The following is a 10,700-nucleotide window of genomic DNA, read 5'->3' as shown; positions in this document are numbered from 1 at the left end:
AAACACAAAAAAAGCCTTTCTGAAATTTTAGAAAGGCTTTTATATTTTATAAAATACAGTCTTATTTAGACCATTCTTTGATAGAATCTTTGTTCATCTTTACATAATCTTTGTTTCCAGCTTTTTCAGCTAAAGCCATTGACTGCTTTGCAATTTTAATAGCGTCTGCCTTTTTTCCCATTTTAGCATACACTAAAGATTGTTGTCTCAAGTACCAAAATCTTGGATTTTCACTTGTCATTTCAATTGCTTTATCAATCCACATTTTAGCTTTTCCCATATCTTTTCCCTCTTCTAAGAAATATCTAGCTGCAGAAAAATAATCTCCAGCTTGCGGTCCAGCCATCATTTTTTCAATACTTGCTGTTGCTTTATCATCCGTTGGAACTGCAAAAGGAACAATTACCAAAGTTTTTCCCCATTTGAATTGTATATCAGCGCCTCCACTTGTAATATTTGCAATATCAATAGTAAAAGATTCTGTTGCATACGGCATTTTATTTACAGAAGCTGTAGCAGTTGCTACCACTTTAGCATCATCCCATTCTCTTGGAGTTCCCCAATTTGAAGCGTCACTGTATAACATAACTTCCCAGTTTGTAGCAGTTGGCTTAGTAAAAATAGCATACGTTCCTGCTTTTACAGAAGATCCTCCGATAGTAACATCGTCGCTAAATGTAATTTTTGTATTTGCATTTGCTCCAGTTCTCCACATTTGTCCGTAAGGAACTAAATCACCAAATATTGTTCTTCCTCTCATGGCTGGTCTAGAGTACTCCACAGTTACATCTGTTAAACCAACTTTTTGTTCCAACTTAGAAATTGGACTTGGTTGTGGCGTTTCAATTTGTGCTTGAACACTGATTCCAGCTGCTAAGAAACATGCCAAAAGTAATTTTTTCATCCTATTGTTATTTTAGAGTTTTTTAATTTGACGAATTTACGCAGAAACCTTACGTGCAAATGTTAACAAATACTTAAAATAAGAAGTAGTACTTTTGATTTTTACTAAAAACAGCATCATGAAGAACTATATTTCAGAATTTCTAGGCACATTTACCATGGTTTTTTGTGGAACTGCCGCAATGGTTGTCAATGATATTACTGGAGAAATCACGCATCCAGGTGTTGCCATTACTTGGGGATTGGTTGTCATGGGAATGATTTACGCATTTGCAGAAATTTCTGGAGCACACTTTAATCCTGCGGTAACAATTGCATTTACGTACGCCAAAAAATTTCCCTTAAAAGAAGTGCCAAAATATATCTTAGCACAATGTTTAGGCGCTATTTGCGCTAGTTTGCTCGTATATATGTTTTGGCCCGAAAGCGAAACACTTGGCGCTACTATTCCGACAATTATAGCTTGGAAAGCGTTGATTTTAGAATTTTTACTCACCTTTTTCTTGATGGTTGTCATTATAAATGTATCAACAGGAAGTAAAGAAACAGGAACAATGGCAGGAATTGCCATTGGCGGAATTGTACTGCTTGAAGCCATGTTTGCAGGTCCAATGACCAAAGCTTCTATGAATCCTGCGCGTTCTATTGGTCCAGCATTAGTCTCTGGAGAATTCACACATTTATGGTTATATATCGTTGCGCCAATTTTAGGAGCCTTAACTGCGGTAGTAAGCTGCAAACTTGTAAAATCTGAAAACTGCTGTGACACTGACTGTTAGCCTCCAAAAAAATATATTTTAAAAGCTTTGAAAAGTTTTTGTTTAATTTTAACTCAAAAAGGTTAAACATTTTGTATCTTTATACTGTTATTAAAAAGTATAAAATGGCAAAGAAAAAAAACATAACAGCACTCTTTATTATTTCAGCATATATGGATTATGTTTTGGAACATGGAGAACAACCTAAAAACGTATACGCATTTGCAAAAAGCAACAACTTTGACGAAGCAAAGTTTTATGAATTTTTCAGTTCTTTTAAAGTACTAGAAGAAAACATTTTTACCACTTTTGGCACAAATACAATTCAAGTGTTGGCGCAAAGTGAAGAATTTGCAACGTTTGATGCACGCAACAAACTATTAAGTTTTTACTACACTTTCTTTGAGCAGGTTACTGCAAATAGAAGTTATGTAGTACACAGTTTAACAACCGACAAGAAACCTATGCAATCTCTTAAATTGCTAAAAGGGCTCAAAAATGTATTCACCGATTTTATAGAAACGCTTGATTTAAAAACTCTTGATTTGAATCAAGAACGTTTGGAAAAATTACAACACAAAGCCATCAATGAAACGGCTTGGATACAATTTGTAATGGCAATGAAATTTTGGTTAGACGATACGTCTCCAAGTTTTGATAAAACAGATCAATACATTGAAAAATCTGTGAATGCCAGTTTTGATTTAATTGACAATACACCATTGAAAAGTATTGTGGATTTCGGAAAATTTATACTTAAAGAAACTTTAGATATCAAAGCGTAATGAAAACAATTGATAAAATTCCTATTACCAAAATTCAACGTGCAAGCAAAATTGTTACCACAGGTGCAAAAGTTGGCGTGAATTACTTAAAATATTATGGTGATAAACTCATAAATTCTGAAGAAAAAGCAAAAGAACGATTGAACGAATCGAATGCAGAAGATATTTATGATGGCTTAAAAAGTTTGAAAGGAAGTGCTTTAAAAGTAGCACAAATGTTGAGTATGGAAAAGAACATTTTACCACGTGCGTATGTGGAAAAATTTTCATTATCACAATTTTCAGTACCACCATTATCGCCACCTTTAGTTATAAAGACGTTTAAAAAATATTTTGGAAAACATCCAAATGAAATCTTTGACACCTTCAATTCCACTTCCGTAAATGCCGCGAGCATAGGTCAAGTACATGCTGCCGAAAAAGATGGGAAGAAACTTGCTGTGAAAATCCAATATCCAGGAGTTGCGAAAAGCATCTCCACAGATTTGGCACTTGTAAAACCGATCGCGGTCAGAATGTTTAACATATCCGGAAAAGGTTCTGATAAATATTTTAAAGAAGTGGAAGAGAAACTAATCGAAGAAACCGATTATTTTCTTGAAATTAAACAAAGTAAAGACGTTTCAGAAGCATGTAAACACTTACCTAATTTACGTTTTCCAACGTATTACGAGGAGCTTTCGTCAGAAAGAATCATTACAATGGATTGGATGTATGGTGAGCATTTATCTGAGTTTACAGGCAGAAATCCCAATCAAGAGAAAGCAAACTTGCTAGGACAAACACTTTGGGATTTTTACATGTTCCAAATTCACGAATACCGAAAAGTACACGCTGATCCGCATCCAGGAAATTTCTTGGTGTCAAAAGATCACGAACTTATTGCGCTCGATTTTGGTTGTATGAAAGCGATTCCAGAAGATTTTTATGTTCCTTATTTTGAATTAGCAAACAAAGAAACGCTCAGTAATCCTGAATTGTTTACGAAAAAATTATACGAGTTAGAAATTCTTCGCGATGACGATTCTAAAGAAGAACTAGAATTCTTTACTGAAATGTTTCACGAGTTACTCGGATTATTTACAACGCCTTTCAATACAGAAATTTTTGACTTTTCGGATGAAGAATTTTTTGGGAAAATTGCCGATATCGGTGAACGTTACGCAAAAAATACACAATTGCGTAGCATGAATGCAAACAGAGGTTCTAAACATTTTATTTACATGAATAGAACGTTTTTTGGTTTGTACAATTTGTTACACGACTTAAAGGCTGAAAATGTAATAATTGATAACTATAAAAATTTCTAATGACAACAATTACAGGCGCTGATATTGACGCAATGGAAAAGCTATACCGAATCAACTTAATCAATAGTTGCTCGGGTTACAAATCGGCAAATTTAATTGCAACACAGTCTGAAGATGGTTTTACAAATGTCGCGGTTTTTAGTTCGGTGACACACTTAGGATCAAATCCGCCATTGCTCGGTTTCATTACGCGACCAGCGGTTGTCCCAAGAAATACATACGAAAATATCCGCAACACGGGAATGTATACGATCAATCATATTCACCAAAAAATAACGCAAGATGCACATCATACATCTGCAAAATATCCGAAAGAAGTTTCAGAATTTGATCAAACAAATTTAGAAACAGAATACAAAAATGACTTTGTAGCGCCTTACGTAAAAAACTGTCATGTTCAAATAGGCATGCGCTACATGAACGAATATGTAATTGAAGAAAATGACACCATTTTAGTCATTGGCAAAATAGAACACATTCATATAAATGATGACATTTTAGAATCGGATGGCTTTATAAATCTTGCGAAAGCAGAAACCGCCACCATTAATGGACTCGACGGATACGCGATACCGAAACAACAAACGCGCTATCCGTATCAACGTCCGAAGTAAAAAACAAAAACTATGCGAATTCTACTTACAGGCGCTACAGGATACATCGGAAAAAGACTGATTCCAATTTTATTGGAAATGGGACATTCTTTAGTTTGCTGCGTGAGAGATAAACAACGTGTTCCAGAAGAAGTTTCATCACATGAACGCGTTGACGTCATTGAAGTTGACTTTTTAAATTTGGGAAGTCTCCATAAAATTCCATCTGACATTGATATTGCGTATTATTTAATTCATTCCATGTCATCCTCGACAAAGTTTGAACAATTGGAACATGATTGCGCCGTACATTTTAAAACGTACATGCAAAAAACAAACGTAAAGCAAGTTATTTATTTAAGCGGAATTGTCAACGATCAGCAATTATCAAAACATTTACAATCACGTAAAAACGTTGAAAACACGTTACAATCTAGCGTATATGCATTGACCACATTTCGCGCAGGAATCATTGTAGGAAGCGGAAGTGCTTCATTTGAAATCATTCGCGATCTCACCGAAAAGTTACCAATCATGGTAGCACCAAAGTGGATTAAAACAAAATCGCAACCAATTGGTATTCGCAATGTATTGGAGTATTTGACTAAAGCGATTGGCAATGAAAAAATATACAATCAATCGTATGATATATTTGGTCCAAGTGTAATGACCTATAAAGAAATGATGTTGCAATTTGCAGAAGTACGTAAATTAAAACGCACCATTATTTCTGTTCCTGTCATGACGCCAAAGCTTTCCTCCTATTGGTTGTATTTTATCACGACAACTTCCTATAAACTTGCCAAAAATTTGGTAGATAGCATGAAAGTAGAAGTAATTGGAAAATCAAGTAACATCAATGAAATACTAGATATTCAACCAATGTCGTACAAAGAAGCTGTACAAAAAGCATTTATAAAAATTGAGCAAAACAGTGTCATTTCTAGCTGGAAAGATTCGTTGATAAGCGGACGTTTTCGCGAAAAAATATCACGCTACATTAAAGTGCCCGAATATGGTTGTTTTAAAGATATAAAAAGACGCACTGTTATTGACGAACAGCAAACTATTGATAAAATTTGGGCAATTGGCGGAACTACTGGTTGGTATTATGCAACTTATTTATGGAAACTGCGCGGTTACTTAGATAAAGTATTTGGCGGTATTGGATTGCGTCGCGGTCGCAGAGATCAAAAAACACTCAATGCAGGTGATCCGTTAGACTTTTGGAGAGTTTTATACGCCAATAAAGAAGAAAAACGATTGCTCCTATTTGCAGAAATGCGCTTGCCAGGTGAAGCTTGGTTAGAATTTAAAATTGAAAAAAACGAACTACTACAACGTGCCATTTTTAGACCAAAAGGAATTTGGGGACGCTTGTATTGGTATGCAGTATTGCCGTTTCACGGTTTCATATTTAAAGGAATGATTAATAAGCTAGTTAAAACAGCATAAAACAGATATGAATACTCAAAAAAAAGTAGAAATTAACGTCGTACTTTTTAAGCGTGACTTGCGACTTCAAGATAATGAAGCAATTCACAACGCGCTTTCTTCCAGACGTAAAACGTTGTTTTTATTTGTGTTTGAAGATATTCTACTGAATGATCCGCATTACAGTGAACGCCACTGGAACTTCATTAAAGAATCATTAATCGACTTAAATAATTCTTTGATTCCCTATAATAGTAAGGTGTTAATTGTACATTCAAATATAAATAGAACGTTACAAATTATTCAGGAAACCTATAAAATTTCATACTTATATTCACACCAAGAAACTGGTATAAAAGTAACCTATGATCGTGATAAAGGGCTGAGACGTTTTTTATTAAATAATATGATCACTTGGGTTGAAAATGTAAATAATGGTGTGTTTCGCGGATTGCAAGATCGAAACAATTGGGTGCAACTCTGGGAAGATTTTATGAATCAGCCTTTGATTAAATTCAACCCAAAAAAAGGGCAATTATTTACAAAAGAAGAAGTAACACATTTAGCTACCTTTTTTCAGTTTCCTGATTTAGAAACGGACGCAAATTCACCATTTCAAAAAGGTGGAACCACAATGGCGTATAAATACATGAGTACATTTTTTAGAGATCGTGGAAAAAACTACAACGCACACATTTCAAAACCATTATTGGCGCGAAGAAGTTGTAGTAGATTATCGCCGTATTTAGCGTGGGGAAATTTATCTGTAAGACAAGTTATCAAAGAAACAACACATTGTATTGAAGAAAATATTTTAAAAAAACAAATGGAATCATTTGGTTCGCGTTTGCGCTGGCAAGCACATTTTATTCAGAAATTTGAAATGGAAGATGAAATGGAATTTGTAAGTCTTAACAAAGGATATAGAAAGCTAAAAAAACAAGTTTCTGACCAATATATTTACGCTTGGGAAAACGGATTAACAGGCTATCCATTGGTTGATGCATGCATGCGTTGCTTAAAAGAAACAGGGTATTTAAACTTTAGAATGCGTGCCTTAGTTGTATCATTCTTTACACATAATTTATGGCAACCTTGGCAAAAAGCAACGGTGATATTATCGCAATATTTCTTAGATTTTGAACCTGGAATTCACTTCCCACAAATACAAATGCAGGCTGGCGAAACAGGAATTAATATGCTTCGTATGTACAATCCGACAAAAAATGGAATTGCCCACGATTCAGAAGGTGTTTTCATCAAAAAATGGGTTCCAGAATTGGCAGAATTAGATACTGCTTTTGTACACGAACCATCGCGTATGACGCCAATGGAACAACAAATGTCGAATTTCTTCATTGGAAAAGATTATCCAAAACCAATAGTAAATCTTCAAGAAACAAGAAAACACGCAAGTGATATTTTATGGAATATGAAAGATGAAAATACCGTGATTGAAGAAAACTTTCGAATCTTAAAAAAACATACGCTAACAAATCGTAAAAAAAGTTCATAATGATTATCAATACAACCTACACAGACAGAGAAGCTGCAAAATTGATTGATTCACATTTAGGAGAAGCTTTTCCGCTTTTAAAACGGATCAAACTCAAAGGAATTGGCTCAAAACGAATGATTATCAATACTGTGAGCCCAAAAATGAAACAATACTTAAATACAGTTGATGATCTTAATTACGGAAGTATTGAGTTGCGACCGAAAGGTATTTTAATTCACATTCATAAAAAATTAGATAGTTTTTCTTGGGTAATTCCGTATTATAAATTACACATATATACGTCTGCATATTTCAGTTTGCATGCAGATGGCGATTTTATTCAATTCAAAAAAAATAAGCTCTACAAAGAGAATAAAGCGTTTATTGAAAAAATGCAAACGCAAAAAAATACCGTATTAAACATTACAGACTATTACCAAGGATGAAGCACGATTTAGATCCAATACAGATAGACCGAATTATAGAAATGGCATGGGAAGATCGCACTACTTTTGATGCGATACAATTTCAATTTGGACTCAAAGAGCAAGACGTAATCGACTTGATGCGTACACACATGAAAACCTCTAGTTTTAAAATGTGGAGAAAACGAGTTTCAGGCAGAAAAACCAAACACGAAAAGAAACGTACTTTTGCAAAAGGACGTTTCAAATGTTCTCGCCAACGTTCAATTAACAACAACAAAATTTCAAAAAGGTAGTACATCGATTTTTTGTTTAATATTTTGTTAAATAAACTGAACATTCCTTTTTTCCTATTATTTTTTTGTTTAATTTTATTCAAAATAAATTAAACATTTTTAAATATATGAAAACTGCTGACGTTTTAAACCAATTTTCTGACACTTCCGTTTCTTTAAATGGATTTGACCATCATGAAATTGGGGATGAACACCTACTTACGGGTATGGAAACTCCTATGCGTGCAGATGCTTTCGAAATGCCTGATGAAGAAAAGAAGCAAAAAATTGCCTATCACTTCTCAGAAATTATGGAAACGTTAGGTTTAGACCTAACTGACGACTCATTACAAGGAACTCCCAAACGAGTTGCTAAAATGTACATAGAAGAAATTTTCTCAGGATTAAATCCTAAAAATAAGCCAAAAGTTGCATTGTTTGATAATAAATATCAATACAATCAGATGCTTATTGAGAAAAACATCCAATTTTATTCAAACTGTGAACACCACTTTGTCCCAATTATGGGAAAAGCACATGTGGCGTATGTTTCCTCAGGGAAAGTAATTGGACTATCGAAACTTAACAGAATTGTTCAATATTATGCAAAGCGACCTCAAGTCCAAGAGCGACTCACCAACCAGATTGCTACGGAATTGCGTGACATTTTACAAACTGACGACGTGGCTGTAATTATCGATGCCAAACATTTATGTGTTTCATCAAGAGGAGTTAAAGACGATTCTTCTACCACAATTACATCTTATTATGGAGGCGTTTTTAATACGCCAGAAAAAATACAAGAATTACAAAACTTTTTAAACAATTAAATTATGGCAACTATCTTTTCAGAAGTAACAAACTTTGAAACTACTAAGTTCATATCTAGAAGCGATAAAATTACTGCAAGCCGTGAAGCTAAACGTCTAATTTTAGGACTTAATGAAATTTATAAGCAGAAAAAAGATCCTGCAATCATGGAAATCATGAAACGTTTAACGACACTTAAAAGAAAATACGAGAAGCGTTTAAAATAAAACTCACCCAAAAAATTGCTGCGCAATGCTAAAAGTCAAGTACTCTTAGCATTGCAATGCATTGAGTAAAGATACTTAACCCATTAACCCATTTAGATGAAAAACATCGTAGTAATTGGAGGTAGTAAAGGAATTGGCGCAGCCATCTTACAATCACAATTAGACAATCATCATGTGATTAATATTAGCAGAACTGCTCCCGAAATAACTTCCAATAATTTAACACACTATAGTTGTAACATCCTTGAAGATGAGCTTCCAGATTTAGAAGCAGTAGATACTTTAATCTATTGTCCAGGAAGTATCAATTTAAAGCCGATTAAACGATTAAAAATTGATGATTTTAGAAGCGACTATGAAATTAATGTCATTGGCGCTGTAAAAGCAATTCAAAAATATCTTCCTGCTTTAAAAAAAGGAATAAACCCTAATATTTTACTGTTTAGTACAGTAGCAACACATTTAGGAATGCCTTTTCATGCTAGTATCGCTGCGGCAAAATCTGCTGTAGAAGGCTTGGTAAAGACATTGGCTGCAGAATTTGCTCCAACCATTCGTGTCAATGCAATTGCCCCAACAGTTACTAATACCGATTTGGCTAGTAAATTGTTGCGAAACGATAAAATGATTGAAAATATTGCAGAGCGTCATCCTTTAAAGAAGTTTTTGCAACCACAAGAAGTTGCAGATATGGCTGACTTTATAATTTCTGACAAAGCACTCTCAACATCAGGACAAATTTTTACAATGGATTGTGGAATTGTCAGTGTAAAACTATAAAAGTATGAAATTTTACGTTCGTCTAATCATATTTCTAGTAATCAATTTTGGTGCATTATACATTGGAACTATTTTAATGAATGATGGTCCACGAACCGATTGGTACACTAATTTGAATCAAGCACCATGGACGCCACCAGGTTGGGTATTTGGTTTTGCTTGGACAACTGTAATGATTTGTTTTTCCATTTTTATGGCGAAACTTACAGAAGCCAAAGACAACAAACTCATTTTGTTTTTGTTTGCCATACAATTCATACTAAACGTAAGTTGGAACTATGTGTTCTTTAATCAACATAACATCTCTTTAGGCATGGTAAATTTGATTGTACTACTTATGTTAATAGTAGTAATGACGTTCAAATACAAACCGCAAGTAAAAATATATTACATATTCATACTACCCTATTTAATATGGCTCATAGTCGCCAATTCTTTAAATGGCTATATATTATTTAACAATTAAATTATATGCAAAAATTTAGCACAAAAGGAATTGTGTACAGACTACACAGTAAACAAAACTTTCCCATATCTCTTGAAGAGGCATGGGATTTTTTATCGGATCCAAGGAACTTAAAAACCATTACGCCCGATTATATGAGTTTTGATATTTTGACGGAAGATATAGGTAAAATGTATCCTGGACAGATTATACAATACATTGTTACGCCTATTTTAAAAATAAAAACGCATTGGGTTACTGAAATTACACATGTTGAACATCAGCATTATTTTGTGGATGAACAACGATTTGGACCGTATACAATGTGGCATCACAAACATTTTATTAAAGAAATTCCTGGTGGTGTAGAAATGGAAGATATTATAGACTATAAAATTCCTCTTGGCTTTTTGGGAAGACTCATGAATCCTATTATAGTAAAGCCAAAACTGAAAGA

Annotated in this window: 14 protein-coding genes; 13 read left to right on the top strand and 1 reads right to left on the bottom strand. The window is 34.0% G+C overall.

All coding sequences use genetic code 11. The features are described from left to right. Nucleotides 1–61: 61 nt before the first annotated feature. Nucleotides 62–904, bottom strand: a complete 843-nt coding sequence (locus tag AB8B65_RS05235) for a DUF2911 domain-containing protein (protein WP_405299805.1) — start codon at nt 902–904, stop codon at nt 62–64. Nucleotides 905–998: 94 nt separating this feature from the next. Between AB8B65_RS05235 and AB8B65_RS05230 the strand changes: the two genes are divergently transcribed. From AB8B65_RS05230 to AB8B65_RS05170, 13 genes are all read left to right on the top strand, one after another. After that, on the top strand, nt 999–1,682 hold the full coding sequence (locus AB8B65_RS05230) for an MIP/aquaporin family protein (RefSeq protein ID WP_405299804.1): 684 nt from the start codon (nt 999–1,001) through the stop codon (nt 1,680–1,682). A gap of 104 nt (nt 1,683–1,786) precedes the next feature. After that, nucleotides 1,787–2,446: a TetR family transcriptional regulator C-terminal domain-containing protein gene (locus AB8B65_RS05225; RefSeq protein ID WP_405299803.1), complete on the top strand. Its 660-nt coding sequence runs from the start codon at nt 1,787–1,789 to the stop codon at nt 2,444–2,446. Next, entirely contained in the window at nt 2,446–3,756 is a 1,311-nt protein-coding gene (locus AB8B65_RS05220; protein WP_405299802.1) for an ABC1 kinase family protein, read from the top strand. The genes AB8B65_RS05225 and AB8B65_RS05220 overlap by 1 nt, the downstream gene beginning before the upstream one ends. After that, nucleotides 3,756–4,370, top strand: coding sequence for a flavin reductase family protein (locus AB8B65_RS05215; protein ID WP_405299801.1), 615 nt, complete (start codon nt 3,756–3,758; stop codon nt 4,368–4,370). The genes AB8B65_RS05220 and AB8B65_RS05215 overlap by 1 nt, the downstream gene beginning before the upstream one ends. A gap of 12 nt (nt 4,371–4,382) precedes the next feature. Next, nucleotides 4,383–5,804, top strand: a complete 1,422-nt coding sequence (locus AB8B65_RS05210; protein ID WP_405299800.1) for an SDR family oxidoreductase — start codon at nt 4,383–4,385, stop codon at nt 5,802–5,804. A gap of 7 nt (nt 5,805–5,811) precedes the next feature. Then, nucleotides 5,812–7,299 carry a deoxyribodipyrimidine photo-lyase/cryptochrome family protein gene (locus tag AB8B65_RS05205; RefSeq protein ID WP_405299799.1) on the top strand — a complete coding sequence of 496 codons (1,488 nt, stop codon included), beginning with the start codon at nt 5,812–5,814 and terminating at the stop codon, nt 7,297–7,299. Continuing rightward, nucleotides 7,299–7,727, top strand: coding sequence for a hypothetical protein (locus AB8B65_RS05200; protein WP_405299798.1), 429 nt, complete (start codon nt 7,299–7,301; stop codon nt 7,725–7,727). The genes AB8B65_RS05205 and AB8B65_RS05200 overlap by 1 nt, the downstream gene beginning before the upstream one ends. After that, nucleotides 7,724–8,002, top strand: a complete 279-nt coding sequence (locus AB8B65_RS05195) for a TIGR03643 family protein (protein WP_405299797.1) — start codon at nt 7,724–7,726, stop codon at nt 8,000–8,002. Before AB8B65_RS05200 ends, AB8B65_RS05195 begins: the two co-directional genes overlap by 4 nt. A 107-nt stretch (nt 8,003–8,109) precedes the next feature. Then, a complete protein-coding gene (folE, locus tag AB8B65_RS05190; protein ID WP_405299796.1) occupies nt 8,110–8,811 on the top strand; it encodes a GTP cyclohydrolase I FolE in 702 nt (233 codons plus the stop codon). Between the two features lie 3 nt (nt 8,812–8,814). Further along, nucleotides 8,815–9,018, top strand: a complete 204-nt coding sequence (locus AB8B65_RS05185; protein ID WP_405299795.1) for a hypothetical protein — start codon at nt 8,815–8,817, stop codon at nt 9,016–9,018. A gap of 96 nt (nt 9,019–9,114) precedes the next feature. Next, the gene (locus AB8B65_RS05180; protein ID WP_405299794.1) at nt 9,115–9,798 is read left to right on the top strand and encodes an SDR family NAD(P)-dependent oxidoreductase; all 684 of its coding nucleotides are present in this window, start codon (nt 9,115–9,117) and stop codon (nt 9,796–9,798) included. 4 nt (nt 9,799–9,802) lie between these two features. Beyond that, nucleotides 9,803–10,264, top strand: a complete 462-nt coding sequence (locus AB8B65_RS05175; protein WP_405299793.1) for a TspO/MBR family protein — start codon at nt 9,803–9,805, stop codon at nt 10,262–10,264. Between the two features lie 5 nt (nt 10,265–10,269). Further along, on the top strand, nt 10,270–10,700 hold a 431-nt coding region (locus tag AB8B65_RS05170), incomplete at its 3' end, for a cell division inhibitor (protein WP_405299792.1).

Source organism: Kordia sp., assembly GCF_045105435.1.
Taxonomy (GTDB): Bacteria; Bacteroidota; Bacteroidia; order Flavobacteriales; family Flavobacteriaceae; genus Kordia.
The sequence above is the reverse complement of the archived record's forward strand: the minus strand, read 5'-3'. Positions and strand labels throughout refer to the sequence as shown.

Coding starts and splice junctions, on each gene's coding strand:
- AB8B65_RS05225 (WP_405299803.1), top strand. CDS start 1,787: ATGGCAAAGAAAAAAAACATAACAGCACTCTTTATTATTTCAGCATAT.
- folE (WP_405299796.1), top strand. CDS start 8,110: ATGAAAACTGCTGACGTTTTAAACCAATTTTCTGACACTTCCGTTTCT.
- AB8B65_RS05175 (WP_405299793.1), top strand. CDS start 9,803: ATGAAATTTTACGTTCGTCTAATCATATTTCTAGTAATCAATTTTGGT.
- AB8B65_RS05215 (WP_405299801.1), top strand. CDS start 3,756: ATGACAACAATTACAGGCGCTGATATTGACGCAATGGAAAAGCTATAC.
- AB8B65_RS05205 (WP_405299799.1), top strand. CDS start 5,812: ATGAATACTCAAAAAAAAGTAGAAATTAACGTCGTACTTTTTAAGCGT.
- AB8B65_RS05200 (WP_405299798.1), top strand. CDS start 7,299: ATGATTATCAATACAACCTACACAGACAGAGAAGCTGCAAAATTGATT.
- AB8B65_RS05180 (WP_405299794.1), top strand. CDS start 9,115: ATGAAAAACATCGTAGTAATTGGAGGTAGTAAAGGAATTGGCGCAGCC.
- AB8B65_RS05210 (WP_405299800.1), top strand. CDS start 4,383: ATGCGAATTCTACTTACAGGCGCTACAGGATACATCGGAAAAAGACTG.
- AB8B65_RS05195 (WP_405299797.1), top strand. CDS start 7,724: ATGAAGCACGATTTAGATCCAATACAGATAGACCGAATTATAGAAATG.
- AB8B65_RS05185 (WP_405299795.1), top strand. CDS start 8,815: ATGGCAACTATCTTTTCAGAAGTAACAAACTTTGAAACTACTAAGTTC.
- AB8B65_RS05220 (WP_405299802.1), top strand. CDS start 2,446: ATGAAAACAATTGATAAAATTCCTATTACCAAAATTCAACGTGCAAGC.
- AB8B65_RS05235 (WP_405299805.1), bottom strand. CDS start 904: ATGAAAAAATTACTTTTGGCATGTTTCTTAGCAGCTGGAATCAGTGTT.